The sequence below is a fragment of the Dietzia cercidiphylli genome (genome assembly GCF_039531545.1).
Classification (GTDB): domain Bacteria; phylum Actinomycetota; class Actinomycetes; order Mycobacteriales; family Mycobacteriaceae; genus Dietzia; species Dietzia natronolimnaea.
In genome coordinates this window covers 492,654-514,526 of record NZ_BAAAQG010000003.1, presented here as the reverse complement: position 1 = coordinate 514,526, position 21,873 = coordinate 492,654, and the positions used below count along the sequence as shown (strand labels likewise).

At 70.5% G+C, this 21,873-nt stretch carries 29 protein-coding genes; 15 read left to right on the top strand and 14 right to left on the bottom strand.

Annotated elements, in window-relative coordinates; translation table 11 throughout:
- Positions 1-10: 10 nt before the first annotated feature.
- Positions 11-910 carry a UTP--glucose-1-phosphate uridylyltransferase gene (locus ABD250_RS04200; protein ID WP_344390801.1) on the bottom strand — a complete coding sequence of 300 codons (900 nt, stop codon included), beginning with the start codon at positions 908-910 and terminating at the stop codon, positions 11-13.
- Between the two features lie 63 nt (positions 911-973).
- Here ABD250_RS04200 and ABD250_RS04195 point away from each other — a divergent pair, with 63 nt between their 5' ends.
- The 4 genes from ABD250_RS04195 (at position 974) to mscL (ending at position 3,154) form a co-directional block, all read left to right on the top strand.
- Positions 974-1,537, top strand: coding sequence for a 5-formyltetrahydrofolate cyclo-ligase (locus ABD250_RS04195; protein ID WP_344390798.1), 564 nt, complete (start codon positions 974-976; stop codon positions 1,535-1,537).
- Positions 1,538-1,596: 59 nt separating this feature from the next.
- Entirely contained in the window at positions 1,597-1,992 is a 396-nt protein-coding gene (locus tag ABD250_RS04190) for an FmdB family zinc ribbon protein (RefSeq protein ID WP_344390796.1), read from the top strand.
- 151 nt (positions 1,993-2,143) lie between these two features.
- Positions 2,144-2,578, top strand: coding sequence for a hypothetical protein (locus ABD250_RS04185; protein WP_179525838.1), 435 nt, complete (start codon positions 2,144-2,146; stop codon positions 2,576-2,578).
- Positions 2,579-2,725: 147 nt separating this feature from the next.
- Positions 2,726-3,154, top strand: a complete 429-nt coding sequence (mscL, locus tag ABD250_RS04180) for a large conductance mechanosensitive channel protein MscL (protein WP_182609882.1) — start codon at positions 2,726-2,728, stop codon at positions 3,152-3,154.
- 102 nt (positions 3,155-3,256) lie between these two features.
- Here mscL and ABD250_RS04175 read toward each other — a convergent pair whose 3' ends face one another.
- The 7 genes from ABD250_RS04175 to ABD250_RS04145 all read right to left on the bottom strand — a co-directional run bounded on the left by ABD250_RS04175 (position 3,257) and on the right by ABD250_RS04145 (position 8,210).
- Complete coding sequence (locus tag ABD250_RS04175; protein WP_182609884.1) at positions 3,257-3,451, bottom strand: hypothetical protein; 195 nt, start codon at positions 3,449-3,451, stop codon at positions 3,257-3,259.
- Positions 3,448-4,023, bottom strand: coding sequence for a MogA/MoaB family molybdenum cofactor biosynthesis protein (locus ABD250_RS04170; protein WP_182615899.1), 576 nt, complete (start codon positions 4,021-4,023; stop codon positions 3,448-3,450). The genes ABD250_RS04175 and ABD250_RS04170 overlap by 4 nt, the downstream gene beginning before the upstream one ends.
- Complete coding sequence (locus ABD250_RS04165; protein ID WP_179525841.1) at positions 4,020-5,384, bottom strand: S1C family serine protease; 1,365 nt, start codon at positions 5,382-5,384, stop codon at positions 4,020-4,022. Before ABD250_RS04165 ends, ABD250_RS04170 begins: the two co-directional genes overlap by 4 nt.
- A 59-nt stretch (positions 5,385-5,443) precedes the next feature.
- Positions 5,444-6,835: a sensor histidine kinase gene (locus ABD250_RS04160; RefSeq protein WP_179525842.1), complete on the bottom strand. Its 1,392-nt coding sequence runs from the start codon at positions 6,833-6,835 to the stop codon at positions 5,444-5,446.
- Complete coding sequence (locus tag ABD250_RS04155) at positions 6,835-7,518, bottom strand: response regulator transcription factor (RefSeq protein WP_182617164.1); 684 nt, start codon at positions 7,516-7,518, stop codon at positions 6,835-6,837. Before ABD250_RS04155 ends, ABD250_RS04160 begins: the two co-directional genes overlap by 1 nt.
- A gap of 195 nt (positions 7,519-7,713) precedes the next feature.
- Positions 7,714-7,884 carry a 50S ribosomal protein L32 gene (rpmF, locus tag ABD250_RS04150; RefSeq protein ID WP_179525844.1) on the bottom strand — a complete coding sequence of 57 codons (171 nt, stop codon included), beginning with the start codon at positions 7,882-7,884 and terminating at the stop codon, positions 7,714-7,716.
- 65 nt (positions 7,885-7,949) lie between these two features.
- Positions 7,950-8,210 carry a type B 50S ribosomal protein L31 gene (locus ABD250_RS04145; RefSeq protein WP_095718598.1) on the bottom strand — a complete coding sequence of 87 codons (261 nt, stop codon included), beginning with the start codon at positions 8,208-8,210 and terminating at the stop codon, positions 7,950-7,952.
- Between the two features lie 358 nt (positions 8,211-8,568).
- Here ABD250_RS04145 and rpmB point away from each other — a divergent pair, with 358 nt between their 5' ends.
- From rpmB to ABD250_RS04090, 11 genes are all read left to right on the top strand, one after another.
- A complete protein-coding gene (rpmB, locus tag ABD250_RS04140) occupies positions 8,569-8,805 on the top strand; it encodes a 50S ribosomal protein L28 (RefSeq protein ID WP_010542299.1) in 237 nt (78 codons plus the stop codon).
- Between the two features lies 1 nt (position 8,806).
- Entirely contained in the window at positions 8,807-8,971 is a 165-nt protein-coding gene (rpmG, locus tag ABD250_RS04135) for a 50S ribosomal protein L33 (RefSeq protein WP_017836290.1), read from the top strand.
- 3 nt (positions 8,972-8,974) lie between these two features.
- Positions 8,975-9,280 (top strand): 30S ribosomal protein S14, encoded by a 306-nt coding sequence (gene rpsN, locus ABD250_RS04130; RefSeq protein WP_017836289.1) that lies wholly within the window; start codon positions 8,975-8,977, stop codon positions 9,278-9,280.
- A 10-nt stretch (positions 9,281-9,290) separates the two neighbouring features.
- Positions 9,291-9,548, top strand: a complete 258-nt coding sequence (gene rpsR, locus ABD250_RS04125; RefSeq protein WP_007632792.1) for a 30S ribosomal protein S18 — start codon at positions 9,291-9,293, stop codon at positions 9,546-9,548.
- Positions 9,549-9,711: 163 nt separating this feature from the next.
- The gene (locus ABD250_RS04120) at positions 9,712-10,683 is read left to right on the top strand and encodes an AEC family transporter (protein WP_182658816.1); all 972 of its coding nucleotides are present in this window, start codon (positions 9,712-9,714) and stop codon (positions 10,681-10,683) included.
- A 31-nt stretch (positions 10,684-10,714) separates the two neighbouring features.
- Positions 10,715-11,713, top strand: coding sequence for a LacI family DNA-binding transcriptional regulator (locus ABD250_RS04115; protein ID WP_182658815.1), 999 nt, complete (start codon positions 10,715-10,717; stop codon positions 11,711-11,713).
- A gap of 207 nt (positions 11,714-11,920) precedes the next feature.
- The gene (locus ABD250_RS04110) at positions 11,921-12,976 is read left to right on the top strand and encodes an extracellular solute-binding protein (RefSeq protein WP_182658814.1); all 1,056 of its coding nucleotides are present in this window, start codon (positions 11,921-11,923) and stop codon (positions 12,974-12,976) included.
- Positions 12,973-13,848, top strand: a complete 876-nt coding sequence (locus tag ABD250_RS04105) for an ABC transporter permease subunit (protein ID WP_194306957.1) — start codon at positions 12,973-12,975, stop codon at positions 13,846-13,848. The genes ABD250_RS04110 and ABD250_RS04105 overlap by 4 nt, the downstream gene beginning before the upstream one ends.
- Positions 13,845-14,615, top strand: a complete 771-nt coding sequence (locus ABD250_RS04100; RefSeq protein ID WP_206685745.1) for an ABC transporter permease — start codon at positions 13,845-13,847, stop codon at positions 14,613-14,615. Before ABD250_RS04105 ends, ABD250_RS04100 begins: the two co-directional genes overlap by 4 nt.
- Positions 14,612-15,682 (top strand): ABC transporter ATP-binding protein, encoded by a 1,071-nt coding sequence (locus ABD250_RS04095; RefSeq protein ID WP_182658813.1) that lies wholly within the window; start codon positions 14,612-14,614, stop codon positions 15,680-15,682. Before ABD250_RS04100 ends, ABD250_RS04095 begins: the two co-directional genes overlap by 4 nt.
- Positions 15,679-16,467, top strand: coding sequence for an MBL fold metallo-hydrolase (locus ABD250_RS04090; RefSeq protein ID WP_182658812.1), 789 nt, complete (start codon positions 15,679-15,681; stop codon positions 16,465-16,467). Before ABD250_RS04095 ends, ABD250_RS04090 begins: the two co-directional genes overlap by 4 nt.
- Before the next feature lie 93 nt (positions 16,468-16,560).
- On the opposite strand, the gene ABD250_RS04085 is transcribed toward ABD250_RS04090, so the two are convergent.
- The 6 genes from ABD250_RS04085 to ABD250_RS04060 all read right to left on the bottom strand — a co-directional run bounded on the left by ABD250_RS04085 (position 16,561) and on the right by ABD250_RS04060 (position 21,869).
- A complete protein-coding gene (locus tag ABD250_RS04085; RefSeq protein WP_344390755.1) occupies positions 16,561-17,214 on the bottom strand; it encodes a CPBP family intramembrane glutamic endopeptidase in 654 nt (217 codons plus the stop codon).
- Positions 17,215-17,311: 97 nt separating this feature from the next.
- Positions 17,312-17,965 carry a 3-oxoacid CoA-transferase subunit B gene (locus tag ABD250_RS04080; protein WP_182639376.1) on the bottom strand — a complete coding sequence of 218 codons (654 nt, stop codon included), beginning with the start codon at positions 17,963-17,965 and terminating at the stop codon, positions 17,312-17,314.
- Positions 17,965-18,741 (bottom strand): CoA transferase subunit A, encoded by a 777-nt coding sequence (locus tag ABD250_RS04075; protein WP_179525847.1) that lies wholly within the window; start codon positions 18,739-18,741, stop codon positions 17,965-17,967. The genes ABD250_RS04080 and ABD250_RS04075 overlap by 1 nt, the downstream gene beginning before the upstream one ends.
- A 27-nt stretch (positions 18,742-18,768) precedes the next feature.
- Positions 18,769-20,418: an AMP-binding protein gene (locus tag ABD250_RS04070; protein WP_179525848.1), complete on the bottom strand. Its 1,650-nt coding sequence runs from the start codon at positions 20,416-20,418 to the stop codon at positions 18,769-18,771.
- 84 nt (positions 20,419-20,502) lie between these two features.
- Complete coding sequence (locus ABD250_RS04065; RefSeq protein ID WP_179525849.1) at positions 20,503-21,363, bottom strand: HpcH/HpaI aldolase/citrate lyase family protein; 861 nt, start codon at positions 21,361-21,363, stop codon at positions 20,503-20,505.
- Positions 21,360-21,869, bottom strand: a complete 510-nt coding sequence (locus tag ABD250_RS04060; protein WP_179526313.1) for a MaoC family dehydratase — start codon at positions 21,867-21,869, stop codon at positions 21,360-21,362. Before ABD250_RS04060 ends, ABD250_RS04065 begins: the two co-directional genes overlap by 4 nt.
- Positions 21,870-21,873 lie beyond the last annotated feature (4 nt).

Below are 21,873 nucleotides of genomic sequence, written 5' to 3'. Positions count from 1 at the left end.
GACGGCGCCGTCAGCGGCCGAGCCGGCCCTCCAGCCACTCCCGGAGCTCGTCGGCGTAGGCCGGGTTGTCCAGCGCGAAGTCCACGCAGGCCTTGATGTACCCGCCGGGATTGCCGAGATCGTGCCTGGTGCCGTCATGGACCACCACGTGGACCGGGTGCCCCTCGTTGATCAGCAGGTCGATAGCGTCGGTGAGCTGCAGTTCCCCGCCGGCGCCCGGCTCGATGCGCCGGAGCGCGTCGAAGATCGCGCGGTCGAGCACGTATCGCCCGGCCGCCGCGAGGTTGGACGGCGCGTCCTCGGCGGCCGGCTTCTCGACCATGCCGAGCACCCGCTTGACGGCCGGATCATCCGTGTCGGAGACCTCGAACACCCCGTAGGAGGAGACGTCCTCCGGGCTGACCTCGAACGCGCACAGGACACTGCCGCCACGTTCCGCGCGGACCTGTGACATCCGGCCCAGGATCCCGAACGGCAGCACCAGGTCGTCCGGCAGGAGCACGGCGACGGCCTCCTCCTCGTCACCGAGCACCGGCTCCACCTGCGCGACCGCGTGCCCCAGGCCCAGCGGCTCGTCCTGGCGCACGTCCACCACCTCGATGAGCCCGGGGGCGCGCTGGACCTTGTGCAGGAGGACATCCTTGCCCCGGTCCGACAGCGTGTCCTCGAGGACCTGGTCCTCGGCGAAGTGCGCCATCACGCCGACCTTGCGCTCGGAGGTCACGATCGCGAGCCGACCCGCTCCCGCCTCGGTCGCCTCCTCGGCGATGAGTTCGATCCCCGGGGTGTCCACCACGGGGAGCAACTCCTTGGGAACCGTCTTGGTGGCGGGTAGGAACCGGGTCCCGAGGCCGGCGGCCGGGACGACCGCGGTCCGGAACTGCGAGTCGGGCGAGGCGTGGGACGTCATGGCGTACACCATAGACGGCGGACCGGGCCGCTACGTCCGGACCACCGACGGCACACTGGGGTGATGGATCAGGACAAGTCCGCGGTACGTCGTGCGGTGCGCGTGCGCCGCGCGGCGGTCCCCGTGACCGTGCGCGCCGAGCGCGACCGGGCGATCCGCGAGCACCTGGCCTCCGTGGTGACGGAGGGGATGGTGGTCTGCGCGTTCGTTCCCGACGACGACGAGGCCGGCGGACCGGATCTGCCGGAGGCGCTCGCGCTGGCGGGGGCGCAGGTGCTCCTGCCGGTCTCCCCCGCTGTGGGGCCGCTCGGCTGGGCGGCGTACGCCGGGCCGGCGGACCTGTGTCCGGGCCGGTTCGGCATCCCCGTTCCGTCCGCGGCGCCGGAGGGACCGGACCGGATCGCCGAGGCCGATCTCGTGTTGGTGCCCTCGGTGGCCGTCGACCGCACCGGCACCAGGCTCGGCCGAGGGGGCGGCTACTACGACCGCACGCTCGCGCTCGCCCGGCCGGACACCCGGTTGCTGGCGGTCCTGGATCCGGAGGACGTGCTCGACCACGTCCCGTCCGAGCCTCACGACCGGCCCGTGACCGGGGTCGTCACCCCTGACGGAGTCGTCGACTTTTAGCACCTGGCACTCGGGAGGGTAGAGTGCCAGTCGATATCCGACTCTGCCCCGGAGGCCAGATGCCCACCTATTCGTACCGGTGCCGCGACTGCGACGTCGCCTTCGACATCCAGCAGTCCTTCACCGAGGACTCGCTCACTGTCTGCCCGAAGTGCGACGGTGAGCTGCGCAAGTTGTTCAACACGGTCGGCGTGGTGTTCAAGGGGTCGGGCTTCTACCGCACGGACAGCCGCGCCGCCGGGTCGGGTTCCACGACCGGGGGCGGCTCCGGGAAGTCCTCCTCCGGCACGTCCGACTCCGGCAAGTCCGGTTCGGGCTCGTCGGCGGGAGCGACCTCGGGTTCGGGTTCGTCGTCGGGTTCGGGTTCGTCGTCGGGTTCGGGTTCGTCGTCGGGCTCGGGGTCATCGTCGAGCTCCGCCTCGTCGTCGGGCTCCTCGTCCGGCTCGTCGTCGTAACGGGTAGCCGACCCACCTCCTCCACAGGGCCCCGCTCCTCCACAGGGGCCCGCCCGGCCCCCGGCACGCGGCCCGGCTGGCTGCCGGCGCCCCGATACGGTCTCCCCCACATCGCGCTCACCGGCGGCGTGCCGACAGACGGGGGACCCAGTTGCGCCGAATCCTCACGTCTCCGACAGCCCCGCGGGGTTGGCGGCGTCGACGTGCCACCCGGATCGCGCTGGCCGCCGCGTTGGTGACGGCCGCGCCCTTCGTCGGACGCGAGCGCCCGGCGGAGGTGACGGCGCCGCCCCCCGCCGGGGTCCGACACCCCGACCACCGGAACGTGCGGGTGGTCCCGGTCCCCCTGGCGGACCCGGCGGTCGCGGACCTCCTGCACCCCGGCGACCTGGTGGATCTGGTCGGCACGGCTCACCCGGACTCACCAGACGGGCCCGCCGTGGTGGCGCGTGCCGCGCGCGTCGCCGGCACCCCCGCCGGACGGGTCGGGAGTCGGTCGATCCTCGTCGAGGTCCCGGAATCCGACGCCGCCCGGTTGGCCTCGACGGCCGCCGGATCGCCGCTCGCGGTGCTGGTGCACGGGTGACGCGAGGCAGCGCCAGATCGGCGGGGCGGGAGAGGGCGCTGGCGCCTCGACGGCGCTGATCGTGCTGGTAACGTCCCTGAGGTTCGGTTCGGAACGCACGACCACGCACGCGGTGGGCCTCGCCGCGTCACCAGGGAGGGGTGCAGGATGCTCAAGGGCTTCAAGGACTTCATCATGCAGGGCAACGTGATCGATCTGGCGGTCGCCGTGGTCATCGGCACCGCGTTCGCGTCGATCGTCGACGCCTTCACCAGCGCGATCATCAACCCGCTCATCGCCCTGCTCGGCGGGAACAGCGAGATCGGGTTCGCCGTCCAGCTGCTGGACAACAACCCCGAGACCAGGATGGACTTCGGGTTGCTGCTCACCGCGATCATCAACTTCCTGCTGATCGCCGCGGTCATCTACTTCGTCCTGGTGGGGCCGATGAACAAGATGAAGGAGGCCGCCGCCAAGCGCAAGGGCATCGACGCCCCCGCCTCGGACAACGACCTCCTCGTGGAGATCCGCGACCTCCTCGCGGGTCGCCCGCTCACCCATCCGTCGGACCCGCGGAGCACGTCCGGCGAGTCCTGACACCACGCCCCGCCGCGGGGCCCCCGTCACCCGGAACCGGACCTCAGCGCCGGACCTGAGCGCCGGCACCCGGCGACCCCGCCGACACCGCTGATGCGGGTCTCACCCGTGGTGGGGAGGGCGTTGCTCCCTCCACCAGTCGTCCCCGAGCCGGGCGTCGAGGTCACGGGCCTCGTCGGACGTGGTCCGCGGCAGGGTCTCGCCGAACACGTCGTCGATCCGGGCGCTGCTGTACGAAGCGCTGATGATCGGGGCGCTGGAGTCCTGTGCCCTGCGGTCCGGGGCGCCGTCGGTCACAGCTCGTCTATCGCCGACAACTGCGCCACCACGTACGAGACGAGCGGGCACAGCGTGGCCATCCCGTCCCGGATGGCCGCGCGGCTCGGCGCGAGGTTGGCGACCACCGTGCTGCCGGACACCCCGACCAACCCACGGGAGACGATCGAGTCGACCGCGCCGGCCGTGAGACCCGACGACCGGATGGCCTCGGCGATGCCTGGCAACCGCTGATCGAGGATCTCCTCCGTGACCTCGGGGGTGATGTCCCGTGGACCGACCCCGGTACCACCCACGGTCACGACGAAGTCGAAGCCGCCGACCACTGCGGTCTCGAGGGCCTTGCGGACCTCGGACTCGTCGGACGCCACGCCGACGACGCCGCCGACCAGGAAACCCTCCTCCTCGAGCAGCTCGGTGACCAACGGACCGATCGAGTCCTCGCGCTCATCCAGCCGGTCGGTGACCACCACGACCATCGCGCGACCCGCGATGGGGGTGTCCGCCGGGACGGCGGCCGAGGGGTCGAAATCCACGTCCGTCTGGATCCTGCGCCCACCGGGCAGAGACCTCGGGTCGAATCTCGTGCTCATCTCGCCTCTCCCAGTACCACGTCGACAGTCGTCGGCTGATCGCCCACACGAGCAGCATAGGTGACGGAGATCGTCTCCCCCGGAGCCCTCGACCGGATCGCGGCGACCAGCGCGTCGCCGCTCTCGATCAGCCGCTCCCCGACCATGGTGATCACCGCCCCCTCCTCGATGCCCGCCTGCGCGGCGGGGCCTCCCACCTCGGTGGTGCGGACCAGCGCGCCGTCGATGTCGGGTTGGTCGCTCACCGAGACCCCGAGGACCGCACGGGTGGCGAACCCCTGCTTGATCAACTGGTCGGCGATGCGCCGGGCCTGGTCGACCGGGATCGCGAAACCCAGGCCGATCGATCCCGAGTTCCCCGAGCCCAGCGAGGCGATGGCGGAGTTGATGCCGACCAGCTCACCGTTCATGTTGACCAGCGCGCCGCCGGAGTTGCCCGGGTTGACCGCCGCATCGGTCTGGATGGCGTCGATCACCGTGTTCTGGTCGGACTGCGCGCCGCCCGCGCGCACCGGCCTGTCGAGCGCGGAGACGATGCCGGTCGTCACGGTGCCGGACAGGCCGAGCGGGGAACCCACCGCCGCGACGGCCTGACCCTCGTCCAGGTTCGAGGAGGACCCGAGCGCGATCGGGGTGAGCGACCGGTCGGTATCCGCCCTGATCACGGCGATGTCCGTGGCGGGGTCGGTGCCGACGACCGTCGCCGGCGCCCTCGACCCGTCGTTGAAGCGCACCTCGATCTGGCCGCCGGTCGCCGCCATCGCGATGACGTGGTTGTTCGTGATGATCAGACCGTCCTGGGCCAGCACCACGCCGGATCCCTCACCGCGTCCGGCCTGCCCGCGGACGTCGATCGAGACCACGCTCGGCAGGACCTTGTCGGCGACGGACTCGACCGTGCCGTCCGGGGCCTCACCCTCGGGCTGGACGGCGGTGATCGGGGAGGCGAGGCTCCCGCTGCCTCCGCCGCCCGCCACAGTGGCACCGATCCAGCCGCCCAGTCCGCCCGAGACGAGCATCGCGGCCACCAGTCCGGCGACCAGCAGGCCCCGGCCCGACTTCGCGGGTGCTGTCGCCCCGGGATCGTCGCCGCCGTACGGGGGCTGCGGGGGCAGGGCCGCGGTCGGCTGCCCCGCGCCGCCCCAGCCCTGGTTCGGCTGCACGTGCCCGTACTGGCCGGGCTGCCCGGAACCGGGAGGGGGCGGACCGACGTCCGCCGGGCCCGGTCGCCGACCGTCGTCGCGGGGACCATACGGGCTCTCCGGCCGCTGACCGTATCCACCCGGACCCGCGCCCGGACCCGAGGCCCACTCGTCGCCGGGCCGGGGACCACCCGTGCCCCGATCGTTCTCGTTCTCCATATCCGACATGGTTCCTCACCGCGCTGTGTGCCCGCTGAGACGACCGCGGCCCCCGTCGATCAGTTCGGGGGGAGCTCACACCCGGGGATGGTCATCCGCACCTCGGTGCCCCCACCGTCCGCGTCATGGATCTCCACGGTGCCTCCGTGCCGGGTGACCACCTGGCGGACGATCGCCAACCCGAGCCCCGAACCGGGCATCGCCCGTGCCTCCCGCGAGCGGTGGAATCGCTCGAAGACCAGCTGCCTGTCCTCCTCAGGGATACCCGGCCCCTGGTCGGCGACGGTCAACTCCACGACCGACTCCGACACCGGGTTCATCCGGACCGTCACCGTTCCCCCGGTCGGGCTCCACTTGGCCGCGTTGTCGCAGATGTTCAGCACCGCACGCTCGATCCCCGCGTTGTCACCGAACGAGTACCAGGGCGCCAGATCCACGTCGAACCGCACGTCGTGACGCCGCCGACGGACCCGCTCGAGGGCCCGCTCGACCGCCTCCGACACCGCGACCGGCTCCAGCTCGACCTCCCCGGAATCCTCACGGGCGAGCTCGACCAGGTCCCCGACCAGCTGGGTGAGCTCGGAGATCTGACCGATCACGTCGACCTCGAGCGCCCCCCTGTCCGCGGCCGGGATGGTCGGCGCCCCCGGCCTGCTCGCGGCGATCAGTAGTTCCACGTTGGTCCGGAGACTGGTCAGCGGTGTCTTGAGCTCGTGCCCGGCATCGGCCACGAGCCGCGATTGTCGATCCCTGCTCTCCCCCAGCGCTACGAGCATCTGGTTGAAGCTGGCGGTGAGCCGGGCGATCTCGTCATCACCCGCCACCGGGATGGGCCGCAGGTCGTCGGTCCTGGCGATCCGCTCCACCGCCCTGGTCAACCGGGCGACCGGCGCCAGACCCGTGCGCCCCACCGCCGTACCGGCCACCGCCGCCAGCGCGATGCCGGCCGCACCCACCAGCGTCAGGACGATCGCCAGACGATTGAGGGCCGCCCTGGTGGGGCTCAGGTCCTGCGCCAGGATGAGTGTCGAACCGTCGCGCACCCCCACCGCATAGATCTGCTTGCCCCCGGCCGTCCGCAGGCTCGACTCGGTCTCGCCGCGGACCACGGCGATCTCGGGGCCGCCGATCTGGAAGGGTTCGCCGGTGGCCGTCCGCACACCGGAGGGCGCGACGATCTGCGCGTCCAGATTGGGGTTGAAGGCCCGCAGCGCGATGAGGGTGCTCCGGGACTGGAGGGCGAACTCCGACGCGAGCTGGCTGTTGACCAGTTGGTCGGCCTGTTGCTGGAGCCGGTTGTTGACCTCGCTGTACATCGACCCGGACACGACGAAGTACGCCGCGACGGCCATCAGGGCCACCGCGACGCCCACCGAACTCGCCGCCAACAGGGTGACCCGCTGGTGCAGGGAGATCGGTGTGGAGCCCCACCCCACCGTGCGGGCTCGCACTACGGCGTCTCGCGCAACACGTATCCCACGCCACGCACGGTGTGGATCAGACGACTCTCGCCGTCGCCCTCGGTCTTACGCCGGAGGTACCCGATGTACACCTCGAGCGCGTTCCCCGACGTGGGGAAGTCGTAACCCCACACCTCCTCGAGGATGTGGCTCCGGGTGAGGACACGACGGGGATGGTGCAGGAGCAACTCGAGCAGGGAGAACTCCGTCCGGGTCAGCTGGATCCGGCGCTCCCCCCGGTTGACCTCGCGGGTCGCCAGGTCCATCCGCAGGTCCTCGAACTCCAACACCTCGTCCACGTCCTCGGCCTCCGGACCCCGACGACGCAGCAACGCCCGCAGCCGGGCCAACAGCTCCTCCAGCGCGAAGGGCTTGGGCAGGTAGTCGTCGGCACCCGCGTCCAGGCCCGCCACCCGCTCGGACACCGCGTCCCGGGCGGTGAGCATGAGCACGGGCAGGTCGTCCCCCCGACTCCGCAGTATCCGGCACACCTCGAGGCCGTCGCGGCGGGGCATCATGACGTCGAGGATCACCGCGTCCGGACGGTTCGCGTCGAGCCGTTCGACCGCCTCGACCCCGTCCCCCGCGAGCTCCACCGAATAACCGTTGAACGTGAGGGAACGGCGCAGGGATTCACGCACGGCCTGGTCGTCGTCCACAACGAGGATCTTCATACCGGGAAGTCTCCCGCACCCGCCTGAACCACGGCTGAGGAATACCGCGACCGATGCGCGGTCCGCGCCGGGTCCTGATGACGCCGACGAGCCCGGTGGGTCCGAGGGGACCCACCGGGCTCGTGACCGGGCGTGTGCGTGCGACGCGCGGGCGCCGCTGAGCTCAGTTCGTCTCGGCGATCAGTCGACCGACACTCAGCGGTCGAGGTCGACGAGGCCGAGCTTGGCGGCCTTGACCAGGCGACGCGGCAGCACCACGGCGCGGCCGTCGATCTTGGTCTCCTGGAGGGCCGGGTTCTCGGCCTTCCACTGCGAGCGGCGGGAATGGGTGTTGGCGCGCGAGAGGCGACGCTTCGGAACTGCCATGACTGTTACGTCCTCTGAGGTCTCGGGTGTGGGTGTGGGTCGGCGGCGGAGCACCGACCCGCGGCTCACTTGGTGCGGCGGGTGCGGTTGCCGTAACGGCGCTGGAACTTCTCGACACGGCCGGCCGTGTCCATGACGCGCTGCGCGCCGGTCCAGAACGGGTGCGACTCACTGGTCACGTCGACCACGATGAGCGGGTAGGAGTTGCCGTCCTCCCACTCGACGGTCCGCTCGCTCTTCGCGGTGGAGCGGGTGAGGAACTTGGTGCCGGTGCCCGAGTCCTGGAAGACCACCGGGTGGTAGTCGGGGTGGATGTCGTTCTTCATACTGGATCCCTCTAGCTCGGTAGAAGTCTTGGGTCTGGCGCCCGCCCCGTCAGGGGCACGCAACTGCCAGTGGCCGAACCGGGGATCCCGGTATCAGCACACGCATCGGTAGATCGTACCCGTACGATGACCGCGTACCCAATTCGCACGCTCCGCCGGCCGTCCCCACCGGCGTTGACGTGCTGATTACCGTTTCCCGCGGTCGGGCCGTAAACTAGACCATCGCTGTTGTCTGCACGTTTGCTATCGCCTCTCACGGTGCCCGCGACGTGGTGATCCGCTGCTGTTCGGCCCAGGCCGACCGGGAGCCCCGACCATCACGCGCCACCGTACGAGGAGGCGGAAGGAGAACCACGCCATGTCGGCGCATTGCCAGGTAACGGGACGGAAGCCGGGTTTCGGCAAGTCCGTCTCGCACTCACACCGCAGGACCAACCGTCGCTGGAACCCGAACATCCAGCGCCGTAGCTACTTCGTGCCCTCCGAGGGTCGTCGCGTCACGCTGACGGTCTCCACCAAGGGCATCAAGACCATCGACCGCGATGGCATCGAGGCCGTCGTGGCCCGTATCCGCGCCCGTGGGGAGAAGATCTGAGATGGCACGTAACGACGTTCGACCCATCATCAAGCTCAAGTCCACGGCCGGGACCGGGTTCACGTACGTGACCCGCAAGAACCGCCGTAACAACCCGGACCGCATCGTCCTCAAGAAGTTCGACCCGGTCGTCCGCAAGCACGTCGAATTCCGAGAGGAGCGCTGACCCGTGGCCAAGAAGTCAAAGATCGCGCGCAACGAGCAGCGCAAGGCCAAGGTGGCCCGGTTCGCCGAGCGCCGCGCCGAGCTCAAGGCAATCATCAAGAACCCCGAGAGCACGGACGAGGCGCGCATGGACGCCCAGACCGCGCTCAACAAGATGCCGCGTGACGCCTCGCCCGTGCGGGTGCGTAACCGCGACGTCGCCGATGGCCGCCCCCGCGGCTACCTCCGCAAGTTCGGCCTCTCCCGCGTCCGCATGCGCGAGATGGCCCACCGTGGCGAGCTGCCCGGTGTCACGAAGTCGAGTTGGTGAGTAGGTAATCATGGCAAAAGCGCGTAGCACCCCGTCCAAGAAGATCCGTGCCCAGGAGGGTCGTCGGCCCAAGAAGAACCCGTTGAAGGTCGCGGGTATCGAGACGGTCGACTACAAGGACGTCAACACCCTCCGCACGTTCATCTCCGATCGTGGCAAGATCCGTTCGCGCCGCGTCACCGGCCTCACGCCGCAGCAGCAGCGTCAGGTCGCCGTCGCGGTCAAGAACGCCCGTGAGATGGCACTGCTGCCGTTCACCAGCCGCTGAGCCCTTGCTCGGCGCGGTCGAACCGCACCGCACGTCCCGTTCGCGGTAAATAGCCGCCGACACAGGCAACAGCAACCCGATCGGGGTCGCGCCTCCTGCCCGCAGGAGTGCTCGGCCCCGATCGGCGTTACCGCTCCCCTCCCCCGAACCCCAGGAGTCCGCAGTGGCCGGCGTCCTCAACGGCTTCGCCGTGATCGTCGCGGTCGTCGCACTCGGGTGGCTGCTCGCCCGTTCCCGGGTCCTCGGCACCGACGCCCGACTGGTGCTCAACCGGCTCGTGTTCTTCGTCGCCACCCCGGCCCTGCTGTTCGACGCCCTCGCCCGGACCACGCTCGACCAGGTCTTCACCGGCGTCTTCGTGGTCTCCGCGGGCTCGGCCATCCTCATCGCCGTCGCATACGTGCTCATCGCGAGGCTGTGGCTCAGACGCCCGGCCGCCGACCTCGTCGTCGGGGCCCTGTCCGCCGGATACGTCAACTCCGCCAACCTCGGCATCCCCATCGCCCTCTACGTCCTGGGCGACCTCGGCTTCGTGATGCCCCTCCTGCTCTTCCAGGTGGTCGTGCTCCAGCCGATAGCGATCGCGGTGCTCGAGCGTGCCGCGCGCTCCGCGGGTACAGAGGGCACCGAGGGTTCAGAGGACACGGCCGGCGATCGAGGCGGCGGAGCGCTCGGCTCGATCGTCCAGGCCGTCCGTACCCCTATCGTCCTGGCCGCTCTCGCCGGGGTGGTGGTGGCCGCCCTGCCCTGGACGCCGCCCGACAAGATCCTCGAGCCCGTCCACCTGGTGGGTCAGATCTCGGTCCCCGGTGCGCTCCTGGTGTTCGGTATGTCCCTCTACGGCGTCAAGGTGCTCGAGGCCGGAGCCTCACCGCGACGGGAGATCGCGCTGGCGAGCGTGCTCAAACTGGTGGCGCACCCATTGCTCGCCTATGCCATCGGCAGAGGTCTCATGGGGATGCAGGGCCACGAGTTGCTCACCGTGGTGGTGGCCGCAGCCCTGCCCACCGCGCAGAACGTGCTCGTGGTGGCCACCCGCTACGGACACGGGATGCTCCTCGCCCGCGACTCGGCGGTCCTCACCACCCTCGGCGCGCTCCCCGTGCTACTACTGGTGTCCGCACTGCTGGCCTGATCACCGCGCCCTCTGTGGTGGAGTAGGTCGTATGGCGCCGGGGAGCAGGACCACGTTGCGCGACGTCGCGCGGGCGGCCGGCGTCTCCGTCCCCCAGGCCAGCCTGGCGCTCAACGGCCAGGGTCGTGTCGCGGCGAGCACGGTGCGACGTGTCCGTGATGCCGCCGAGAGGCTCGGGTACCGCCCCAACCCCGCCGCCCGCGCCCTGCGGCTGGGGCGTGTGGATGCCGTGGGGCTCATCACGCGGAACCTGTCCAACTCCTATTTCCTCGACGTGCTCCGTGGGATGGAGGCCGTCACCTCGTCGCGGGGTTCACACGTGGTCGTCATGGACTCCGGTTACGATCCCTCGACCGAGCTGGCGGCGGTACACCGGATGGCCGACGGGCAGGTGAGCGCCCTGGCCATCGCCCCGGTCGGCGGGACGGAGGCGGTCGACTGGTGGCGGGTCAACCGGCCCGAGCTGCCGATCGTCCAGATCAACACCGCGCCCTCCCCCGGGGTCACCACGGTGGGCCCGGACAACCCCGTGGCGGTGACCCTGGCGGTCGACCACCTCGCGGGCCTCGGCCACCGACGGATCGGCTTCGTCACCGCACCGCCGGCGGACGCCGCCGACACGGACCGCACCCAGGCCTACCTCGCCCGTGCGGGGGAACTGGGACTGCGACCCGAGATCCTGCCGTGCCGACTGCGTTTCGACGACGTGCGGGACCTGGTGGCCGACCAGCTCGCGGACCCGGGAGGCGTGCGCACCTTCCTGATGAACTCCGACTACACCGCCTCCGCGGTGTACCGGGCCGCGAGGGACGCGGGTGTCGAGGTGGGTCGGGAGGTCAGTGTGGTGGGCCACGACGACCTGCCCACGTCGGGCCTGCTCGCGCCGGCCATGACGACGGTCGCCTTCGACCGCCGGCTCGTCGGGGAGATCGCGGCGACCGAGCTCCTCGAGCCCGGCCGGGAAACCCGCACCGCGGTGGTCCCCGTCCACCTCGTGGTGCGCGACTCCGTGGCAGACCTCCGCCCCTGACATCTCGACCCGGGCGGGTCCTTACCCCGGGAACGTCCGGGACCTGGGTGAACGGTCGGCGAACAGTGTCGGAAGTGCCCCCCAGACCCATTGCCAAACCGATTTGGCACGCGTTTGCTGATACCCGGCCCGGCGCCCGCCGCGGCCATCGGCACCGACGGGTTCGGGCCGACGACGGCCCAGGATCAGACGACCAAGGACCAGACGATGACTCTCTCACGCACCCTCCGCACACTCGCTGCGACCGCTGCAGCCGGACTCGCACTGACCGGCTGTGGAAACGCCGACACCGCGGGCGAGGAAGCCCCGTCGACCGCGGCTGGAGGCTCAGGCACGGTCATCACCTACAACAGCCCCACGGAATGGGGGAACTTCGGGGAGGTGCTGGCGGCCTTCTCGGAGGAGACAGGGATCTCCGCCCCTAACGACCCCAAGAACTCGGGACAGACGCTCGCAGCTCTCCAGGCCGAGGCCGCCTCACCCGTCGCCGACTCCGCATACGTCGGCATCGCTTTCGCGGATCAGTTGGTGCAGGCGGATCTACTCAGCGCCTACACCCCGGAGGGCGTGGAGTCGATCGACGAGGACCTCCGCGATCCCGAAGGCCGGTGGCACACCCTGCACACCGGCGCGGTGGCGTTCATCGTCAACAAGGATCATCTCGGGGACGCCGAGGTGCCGCGGACATGGGAGGACCTGACCAAGCCCGAGTACCGCGGCAAGGTGGGATACCTCGACCCGACCCAGGCCGCGGTCGGCTACTCGGTCGCCACCGCCGCCAACGAGGCGATGGGAGGAGATCTGGACGACTGGGGCCCCGGTCTCGAATACCTCGGCCGACTCAAGGACAACGGCGCCGTGACGCCGGCCCAGACCGCGACCGCGTTGGTGGGCCAGGGCGAGATCCCGATCCTCATCGACACGGACTTCAACGGCTACAAGCTGCAGGAGGAGGGGATCGACGTCGAGGTCGTCATCCCCGAGGAGGGCAGCCTCCTCATCCCCTACGTCGTCGGGATCGTCAACGGCGCGCCCAATCGGGACAACGCGGAGGAGCTCCTCGACTTCTATTTCTCCGAGCAGGGTCAGCAGCTCTTCGCCCGTGGGTTCATGCGTCCGGTGATCGGGTCGATCCCGGAGGACATGGCCGCGAAGATGCTCCCTGACACCGACTACCAGCGGGCCCGCACGGTCGACTACGTCAAGCAGGGTGCCGTCCAGGAGGACTTCATCGCCGCCTTCACCACCGAGGTCGGTCGTTGACCGTCCGCACCCGGGTGACCCCCACCGCGGCGGGTGGTCCCCGTTGGGGATGGCTCGCCGCGGTGCCGGGGGTCGTCTTCCTGCTGGCGTTCGCCCTCTACCCGCTCCTGGCCCTGGTCCGCAACGCCCTCGGGCTAGGACGTACCGGGTTGCGCGAAGAGGCGGGCCTCACCGCCGACTATCTCGTCGCCGCCCTCACCTCGGAGGCGATCCAACGCGCGGTCGTCAACTCGCTCGTGGTCTGCGTCTCGGCGGTGGCGATCGCCATCGCCCTGTCGGTCCCACTTGTCCTCCACCTGGCGGCCCGCTCACACGCGGGACGCAACACCTCACCACTGGATTCAGCCTTCACGCTCCCCGTCGCGCTCCCCGGGACCATCATCGGGTTCTTCGCCGTGGTCCTGCTGGGCAACACGGGGCTGCTCGGCCTGTGGTTCCCGCAACTGGCGGGCACCGCATACATCATCCCCGGCCTCGTGGTGGCGTACACCTACTTCTCCCTGCCGAGGATCATCGGACCCCTCCGTGGAGCCGCGGAGAACCTGGATCCGGCGATCCCCGAGACCGCCAGATCACTGGGTGGCGGACGCGCCCGGGTCTTCGTCACCGTCACCCTTCCCCTGCTGCTGCCGGCGATCATCGAGGCGTCGGGGACGGCACTGGCGGTCGCCCTCGGCGGATACGGCACGATCGCGGTCCTCGCCCGCGGAGACAGACTGCTCCCGCTCGAGGTGGTGGACGGTCTCAGCTCCGCCGGGTTCAACATCGCGGCTGCGTCCGCCAACGCCCTGATCCTGGCGGTCCTGGCGGCCGCGTTCCTGCTCGCCGGCCGTGCGTTCGCCCGGACCACCGAGAGGATGGTCGCCCGATGACAGCGTCCCGCGTATGGCTGTGGCTCATGCTCGGCGTCGTCCTGGTACCCATGATCGCGACGCTGGTCGTGGCGACCAGCGTGAGCTTCATCGCGGGACCGTTCACCGGCGGGTTCACGCTGGACTGGATGGCCCTCGGGCTCCAGCTGCTGTCCCCCACGCTCCTGCACAGTGCGGTGGTCGGGGTGGCCGTCGCCGCGATCAACCTGGTCGTCGGCGGACCGCTCGCGTGGTGGTCCGCCCGCTCGAACTCCGTCACCGCCCGCGCGGTCGGCTACCTCGCCACGGTCCCGCTCGCCGTCCCGGGCATCGCCATCTCGGTCGCGTTGATCGGTACCTACGCCCAGCTGCGTCCGAGCGGGTTACTGCTGCTCATCGGCCACGTCGTGTTCACGCTGCCCTTCACCCTGGCCGCACTAGTCCCGGTGCTGGCCTCGGACCGGTTGGACGAGTGCGAGCAGGTCGCGTTGAGCCTCGGCGCCTCCCGCGCGCGGCAGGTCCTCACCATCACGATCCCGTGGTGCCTTGTCGCGATAGTCCAGGCCGCAGCGATGTCCTACGCCCTGAGCTACGGCGAGTTCAACATCAGCTTCTTCGTCAACGCCCCGGCCAATCCGACGGCGCCGTTCGCCCTGTTCGACGCCTACCAGACGAGACGGCTCGAATTGGCGTCGGCGATGTCCATCTGGTTCATCGTCTCCCTCCTCCCGGTGTTCGCGGTTCTCGTCGCGCTGCGCGCCCGCATGCACGAAAGGTCCCTGTCATGAACACCACCGTCATGAGCACCACACCGGGCCTGGCCCTCGAGGACGTCTCCGTGCGGTACGGCGACACCCTCGCCGTCGACGGAGTCACCATCGACGTCCGCGAGGGTGAGATCCTCGCCCTGGTCGGCCCCAGCGGATGCGGCAAGACCTCCGTCCTCCGGTCGATCGCCGGCATGGTCCGTCCCTCCACCGGACGGGTCCGGATCGGGGGCGCCGACGTCACCGCTCAGCCGCCCGCTCGCCGGAACATCGGCCTCGTGCCCCAGTCGTACGCGATGTTCCCGCACATGTCGGTACGGGGGAACGTCGAGTACGGGTTGCGGGCCCGCGGGGTGAACCGGGCCGAGCGGACCCGTCGCACCGACCGACTCCTCGAGCTGGTCCACTTGTCGGAGTACGCGGGTCGGCGGCCCGGAGCACTCTCCGGTGGCCAGCGCCAACGCGTGGCCCTGGCCCGGGCACTGGCGATCGACCCCGCGGTCCTCCTGTTGGACGAACCCCTTTCCGCGCTCGACCCACAACTGCGGGCCGGTCTGCGCCGGAGCCTGTCCGCGAACCTCGCCGAGGTCGGGTGCACCACCGTGATCGTCACCCACGACCAGCAGGAGGCGCTGGCGCTCGCCCACTCGATCGCTATCGTCCGGGACGGGCGCCTGGTCCAACACGGGACGCCGGATGAACTCTGGAACCACCCGGCGGACGAGTTCGTGGCCGATTTCCTGGGGTCGGGCCGGATCCTCGAGGCCGTGCGCACCCCGGACGCGGTCGAGGTGCTGGGGGGCCGATGGCGCATCCCGGACACCGGCGTCGACGTCACCCGCGTGGAGCGCGACGCCCCGGGCCCTGGACGCCGGGTACTCGTCCGCCGCGACTCACTGCGGATCGCGGACGCGGGCACGCCGGGATCCACCACCGCCCGCGTGCTCCACGCCGAGTTCGCCGGCACCGTCACCCGGCTGCGCATCGATGTGCACGGCACGGAGCTCGACATGGACCACGTCGGACCTGCCGACCTCGGCCCTGTCGTGACCGTGGCCGCCAGAAGTGAAGGGATCGTCCTGCTGTGACCACCGTCGAGGTCCTCGGCTGCAACGCCACCGCCCCCGGCCGGACCGGAGCCGCATCGAGCTATCTGGTCCGGGACGACGCCACCACCGTGCTGGTGGACGCCGGCCCCGGATCCCTGCTCAGCTTCGCTCGCACCCACGAGCTGTCCGAACTGAGCGGCATAGTGGTGACCCACCTTCACGCGGACCACAGCCTCGACCTCATGGCCTGGGCGTACCGCTGGACGTTCCCCGACGTGCTCCCGCGGATCCCGCTCTACGTGCCCTCGGAGGATCTCGGTCGTCTCGAGCGGTTCGACGAGCTCTTCGGGATACCCACCCTGCCGACCATGGTCTCGCCCATCCGGTCCGCCTTCGACGTCCGTGGGCTCGACCTCGATGCCCGGACGCCCGTGGGGATCGGCAGCTGGACGGTCACCCCTCATCGCGCCCTGCACTCGGTGCCGTCCGCCGCGCTGCGGTTCTCGGGCCCGGGCGGGGTGGTCTGCTTCTCCTCGGACACCGGCCCGTGCCGCGGGGTCGTCGACGCCGCCGCCGGGGCGGACGTGTTCGTGTGCGAGTCCACCGTCCTGACCGCCGACGACGACGTGATCCACGGGCACGGGCACCTCACCCCGGATCTCGCCGCCGGGATCGCCTCCGAGGCGCGGGTGCGCCATCTCGTCCTCACCCACTTCGCGCGGCCGGAGGAGGCGCAGGAGATGGGACGGATCGCGTCACGTCACTTCGACGGTCCGGTGACGGTGGCGCGAGAAGGTGCGACCGTATCGGTGGAAGCGCGGTAGCACGACGACGCGGCAGCCGGTCAGCGGGTCAGCAGGTCAGCGGGTCAGCGGGTAAGTGGGTAAGTGGGTAAGTGGGTCGGCGGGGGCAAGCCCTCAGGCCGCGCCCGCCGCGACGATGCCGGCGAACACGACCGCGTTGTTGACGCCATGGAGCACGATCCCGGGCACGATCGACCGGTACCACTGCGCCATCACGCACAGCGAGATCCCCACCACCACCAGGTAGGGCAGCGCGGGTGGGATCAGGTGCACGGCGGCGAAGACCGCCCCCGCGAGCGCGATCCCCGGAACCGCCCGGAACCTCGCTCTCAGCGCGGGTAGGACGATCCCCCGGAAGACCACCTCCTCGGCCACGGGCACGAGCACCGCGACGGCGAGCAGCCCGAGGACCACGAACGCCGGCCCGCCGGTGGCGAGGTCCTCGAGCCCGTCGTCGGAGCCCTCCGGCCCCGCCCCCAGCGGGACGAGCACGACCATGGACGCCGCGACCCCCGCGAGCATCACCGCCGGGATCTGCCACACCAGGTGCAGCGGCGTGCGCGCCGGGGGGCGCAGCCCCACGTCGGCCCACCCCAGACCGCGGCGGCGCAGCAGGTGGATCCGCACGGCGACCAGCGCCGCCACCGCCGTGCCGCCGAGCACCACGAGGGCGAGCAGGGCGGTGTCGGGTCGCGCGGTGCCGACGGTGCTCGCGGCGAGGAGGACGAGGAGGACGACGACGACGAGGCCGACCACATACCCCAGCACCCAGGCCAACGCCGAGAGCGCCGCCCGACCCCGGACCGGTGTGGTCCAGAGTCCGGCGGCGCCGGCGGGCGGTGGCGCGATTACCGCAGCACCTCGATCACGCCAGGTCCGCGCTCACCCGGTACGGGGCTCCCGTGGCGGCGGCGACCTGCTCGAGGGTCACCCCGTCGACGATCTCCACCAGGGTCAGCCCGTCTGCGTCGCGGTCGAACACCCCGAGTTCCGTGATGATCCGGTCCACGCAGCCCAGGCCCGTGAGCGGCAGCGAGATCTCGGAGACGATCTTGGACGAGCCGTCCTTGGCCACCTGGTCCATCACCACGACGATGCGGCGGGCCCCCACCACGAGGTCCATCGCGCCGCCCATGCCCTTGACCATCGCGCCGGGCACCATCCAGTTGGCGATGTCACCGGCCGGGTTGACCTCCATCGCCCCCAGGATCGCCACGTCGATCTTGCCCGAGCGGATCATCCCGAAGCTCATCGCGGAGTCGAAGATCGACGAGCCGGGGAGCGTGGTGACGGTCTCCTTGCCGGCGTTGATCAGGTCCGGGTCGACGTCGTCCGGGTGTGGGTAGGGGCCGATCCCGAGCAGTCCGTTCTCCGACTGCAGGGTGACGTTGACGTCCTCGGGGACGTAGTTGGGCACCAGCGTCGGGAGCCCGATACCGAGGTTCACGTACTGGCCGTCCGACAGTTCGAGGGCCGCGCGGGCGGCCATCGCCTTGCGGTCGCGTCCGATCCTGCTCATCAGCGCTGTCCTTCCGAGGGCGGGTTGGTGGTGGTCTTCTCGATCCACTTGGTCTGCTCCACCTGCTGCGCGGTGAGCTCCACCAGGCGGTGCACGAAGATGCCTGGCAGGTGGATGTCGTCGGGGGCCAGCTCGCCGACCTCGACGATCTTCTCCGCCTCGACGATGCACACCCGGCCGGCCATGGCGGCCAACGGTGAGAAGTTGCGTGCGGTGAGGTTAAACCGCAGGTTGCCGCTGCGGTCCGCGACCGCAGCCCGCACCAGCGAGAAGTCGGCCTCGATGGCCTGCTCGAGCACGTAGGTCTCGCCCCGGATCTCCCGGGTCTCCTTGGGCGGCGAGGCCACCGCGACGCCGCCCTCGGAGTCGTACTTCCACGGCATCCCGCCGTCGGCCACGTAGGTGCCCACGCCGGTCCGCGTGTAGAACGCCCCGATCCCGGAGCCGCCCGCGCGCATCCGCTCGGCGAGGGTGCCCTGCGGCGTCAACTCCACCTCGAGCTCACCGGACAGGTACTGGCGGGCGAACTCCTTGTTCTCGCCCACGTACGACGAGACGATGCGCCGGAGCTTCCCGGTCTCCAGGAGCATGCCGAGGCCCTTGCCGTCGACCCCGGCGTTGTTGGAGAAGACCTCGAAGTCGCCGACGTCGCGGGACGCGAGGGCCTCGATGACGACCTGGGGGATCCCGCACAGCCCGAATCCGCCGGCGGCGATCGACGCCCCGTCCGGGATGTCCGCGACGGCCTCCGCCGCTGTCATGATCTTGCTGGACATACACGTCCTCCTTGGGTGTGTGGGCCGTCAGGCGATGCCGAGGATCTCGATCGCCGTCTTGCGCATGTCGACCTTGCGGACCTTGCCTGTGACCGTCATGGGGAACTCGTCCACCACGTGGACGTACTTCGGGATCTTGTGGCGCGCGAGCTTGCCGGTGGCGAAATCGCGGACCTCGTCGGCCGTGAGGTCGTCGCGCCCGGGCTTGAGCCGGACCCACGCCATGAGCTCCTCGCCGTACTTGGGATCCGGCACCCCGATCACCTGGGCGTCGAGGATGTCGGGGTGCGTGTAGAGGAACTCCTCGACCTCGCGCGGATAGATGTTCTCGCCGCCGCGGATCACCATGTCCTTGATCCGGCCGGTGATCTTGACGTAGCCGTCGGAGTCCATCTCCCCGATGTCCCCGGTGTGCATCCACCCGTCGGCGTCGAGGGCCTCCGCGGTCTTCTCCGGCTCGTTCCAGTACCCGATCATCACGCTGTACCCCTTGGTACAGAACTCCCCCGCCTCGCCGCGCGGCAGGGTCTCACCCGACTCCGGGTCGACGATCTTGATCTCCAGGTGCTGGCCGACCCGCCCCACGGTGGAGACGCGGCGGTCCAACGAGTCGTCGGCCCGGGTCTGGGTGGACACCGGGGAGGTCTCGGTCATGCCGTAACAGATCGAGACCTCCTCCATGTTCATCTGGTCGATCACCTGACGCATGGTCGCCTCCGGGCACGGCGACCCCGCCATGATCCCGGTCCGCAGGGACGACAGGTCGTAGGAGTCGAAGTCCTCGAGCGCGAGCTCGGCGATGAACATCGTCGGCACGCCGTACAGGCTCGTGCACTTCTCCTGCGCCACCGCCCGCAGCGAGGCGGCGGGGTCGAACGCCGGCGCGGGGATCACCATGCACGACCCGTGGGTGGTGCACGCGAGGTTGCCCATCACCATGCCGAAGCAGTGGTAGAAGGGCACCGGGATGCAGACCCGGTCCACCTCCGAGTAGTTGATCGTCTCGCCCACGAAGAACCCGTTGTTGAGGATGTTGGTGTGCGAGAGGGTGGCGCCCTTGGGGAACCCGGTCGTGCCCGACGTGTACTGGATGTTGATGGGGTCGCCGGCGCCGAGACCGGCGCGGATCCCGGCCAGCTCCTCCGCGTCGGTGGGCCCCGACATCATCGACTCCCACTCCTCGTCGCCGAACAGCACGACGACCTCGAGGTCCGGGCAGCTCGGCTGGACCTGCGAGAGCATGCCGGTGTAGTCCGAGTCCTTGAACTGGGGCGCCGCGACCACGGCCTTGATCCCGGCCTGCTTGAGCACGTACTCCAGCTCGTGGACGCGGTAGGAGGGGTTGATGTTGACCAGCACCGCCCCGATCTCGGCGGTGGCGTACTGGATCATCACCCACTCCCAGCGGTTGGGGGACCAGATCCCCACGCGATCGCCGGTCCGGATCCCGAGCCGGAGCAGGCCCGAGGCCAGGCGACGGACGTCGGCGTGGAACTCCGTGTAGGTCCACCGGCGTCCGGCCTGCACGTCGACGAGGGCGTCGCGGTCGCCGAAGCGCTCGACCGTGGCGGCCAGGTTGTCGGCGATCGTCTGCGTGAGCAGCGGGACGTCGGCGTCCCCACGGGTGTGGGACAGGGCGGGGTCCAGTGGGGTGGAATCGAGATCGGTGGTGGTCATCTCGGTGCTCCTTGAGGGTGGGATCGGACGGCCCACGAAGTGGGGGTTGCAGTGTCGGGTGGCGGCGTGTCGGGTGGCGGCGAGTCAGGTGGCGGAGGCCGCGGCGCGACGCATCGTCGCCTCGGCCTGTCGGAAGACGGGGCCGTCGACCATGCGGCCGTCCAGCCGGAAGACACCCTGGTTGCTCCGGGCGGCGTCGAGGACCTTCCGGGCCCAGGCCACCTCGTCGTCGTCGGGCGCGTAGGCCTGTCGGACCACCGCCACCTGGGACGGGTGGATGCAGGCGGTGGCCACGAACCCCAGGGCGACGGCGTCGAGCGCCTCGGCGCGCTGACCCGCCTCGTCGGCGATGTCGAGGTGGACCGAGTCCACCGCCCACCGACCGAACGCGGCCGCCGCGAGCGCGACCTGCGCACGCGCGTGCCTCGGGACGTCGCGGTACTCCCCCGCGACCCGGGGGCCACCGGCCTCGATTCCCGAGAAACGGCTGGTCGAGCCACCCATGGCGGCCAGGAGGTCCTCGGCGCCCCACATCATCCCGGCGCATCCGGGTGCGGCGGCGATCTCCGCGGCGCGGATCACGCCCAGAGGCGTCTCCACCAGCGCCAACACCGCCGCGCCGGTGGCGGCGTGGACGTCGGCGACCTGCGCGGCCGACTCGGTCTTGGCGAGCATGACGCAACGGTAGCCCGTCCCGGCGAGGGCCTCGAGGTCCGCGGCGTGATCATCGGAGTCGCTCGGGTTGACACGGACGATCGTGCGCTCCGGATCCAGGTCGGAGGCCACGAGCGCCTCCCGGGCGGCCGGTCGGGCGTCCGGTGCGACCGCGTCCTCCAGGTCGACGATCACCACGTCCGCGCGCTCGGCCGCCTTGCCGTACCGCTCGGGGCGGTCGGCCGGGCAGAACAGCAGTGCCGGGCCGGGCGGGATCCACGCCGGGGTCATGCCGACCCCTCCCCCGCCTGGTCGGCCGGACGCTTACGGACCAGCGTCTTGCGGACGGCCCTGGCCACCACGTCACCGTGCTGGTTGCGACCGATGTGCTCGAGAGTCACGATGCCCTCGCCCGGACGCGATTTGGACTCCCGCTTGTCCGTGCACACCGTCTCGGCGTAGAGGGTGTCACCGTGCAACACGGGCTTGGGGAAGGTGACCTCGGAGAACCCGAGGTTGGCCACGATCGTGCCCTGGGTGAGCTGCGCGACCGACAGCCCGACCAGCGTCGACAGCGTGTGCATGGAGTTCATGAGCCGCTCGCCGCCGAAGCCCGGCTGCTCGGCCGACCACGCCGCGTCCAGGTGCAGGGCCTGGGTGTTCATGGTGAGCGTGGTGAACAGGACGTTGTCCGTCTCGGTCATCGTGCGCCCGGGGCGGTGGAGGTAGGCGGTGCCGACCTCGTACTCCTCGAACCACAGTCCGCGCTGGACGATCTCCTTGCGCTGTCCGTCCATCGTC

Bases quoted from the DNA above. Each gene is read 5' to 3' on its own strand.
- ABD250_RS04200 (WP_344390801.1), bottom strand. From the start codon at position 910: ATGACGTCCCACGCCTCGCCCGACTCGCAGTTCCGGACCGCGGTCGTC.
- ABD250_RS04195 (WP_344390798.1), top strand. From the start codon at position 974: ATGGATCAGGACAAGTCCGCGGTACGTCGTGCGGTGCGCGTGCGCCGC.
- ABD250_RS04190 (WP_344390796.1), top strand. From the start codon at position 1,597: ATGCCCACCTATTCGTACCGGTGCCGCGACTGCGACGTCGCCTTCGAC.
- mscL (WP_182609882.1), top strand. From the start codon at position 2,726: ATGCTCAAGGGCTTCAAGGACTTCATCATGCAGGGCAACGTGATCGAT.
- ABD250_RS04170 (WP_182615899.1), bottom strand. From the start codon at position 4,023: ATGAGCACGAGATTCGACCCGAGGTCTCTGCCCGGTGGGCGCAGGATC.
- ABD250_RS04165 (WP_179525841.1), bottom strand. From the start codon at position 5,384: ATGGAGAACGAGAACGATCGGGGCACGGGTGGTCCCCGGCCCGGCGAC.
- ABD250_RS04155 (WP_182617164.1), bottom strand. From the start codon at position 7,518: ATGAAGATCCTCGTTGTGGACGACGACCAGGCCGTGCGTGAATCCCTG.
- rpmF (WP_179525844.1), bottom strand. From the start codon at position 7,884: ATGGCAGTTCCGAAGCGTCGCCTCTCGCGCGCCAACACCCATTCCCGC.
- ABD250_RS04145 (WP_095718598.1), bottom strand. From the start codon at position 8,210: ATGAAGAACGACATCCACCCCGACTACCACCCGGTGGTCTTCCAGGAC.
- rpmB (WP_010542299.1), top strand. From the start codon at position 8,569: ATGTCGGCGCATTGCCAGGTAACGGGACGGAAGCCGGGTTTCGGCAAG.
- rpmG (WP_017836290.1), top strand. From the start codon at position 8,807: ATGGCACGTAACGACGTTCGACCCATCATCAAGCTCAAGTCCACGGCC.
- rpsR (WP_007632792.1), top strand. From the start codon at position 9,291: ATGGCAAAAGCGCGTAGCACCCCGTCCAAGAAGATCCGTGCCCAGGAG.
- ABD250_RS04115 (WP_182658815.1), top strand. From the start codon at position 10,715: ATGGCGCCGGGGAGCAGGACCACGTTGCGCGACGTCGCGCGGGCGGCC.
- ABD250_RS04110 (WP_182658814.1), top strand. From the start codon at position 11,921: ATGACTCTCTCACGCACCCTCCGCACACTCGCTGCGACCGCTGCAGCC.
- ABD250_RS04100 (WP_206685745.1), top strand. From the start codon at position 13,845: ATGACAGCGTCCCGCGTATGGCTGTGGCTCATGCTCGGCGTCGTCCTG.
- ABD250_RS04095 (WP_182658813.1), top strand. From the start codon at position 14,612: ATGAACACCACCGTCATGAGCACCACACCGGGCCTGGCCCTCGAGGAC.
- ABD250_RS04080 (WP_182639376.1), bottom strand. From the start codon at position 17,965: ATGAGCAGGATCGGACGCGACCGCAAGGCGATGGCCGCCCGCGCGGCC.
- ABD250_RS04075 (WP_179525847.1), bottom strand. From the start codon at position 18,741: ATGTCCAGCAAGATCATGACAGCGGCGGAGGCCGTCGCGGACATCCCG.
- ABD250_RS04070 (WP_179525848.1), bottom strand. From the start codon at position 20,418: ATGACCACCACCGATCTCGATTCCACCCCACTGGACCCCGCCCTGTCC.
- ABD250_RS04065 (WP_179525849.1), bottom strand. From the start codon at position 21,363: ATGACCCCGGCGTGGATCCCGCCCGGCCCGGCACTGCTGTTCTGCCCG.
- ABD250_RS04060 (WP_179526313.1), bottom strand. From the start codon at position 21,869: ATGGACGGACAGCGCAAGGAGATCGTCCAGCGCGGACTGTGGTTCGAG.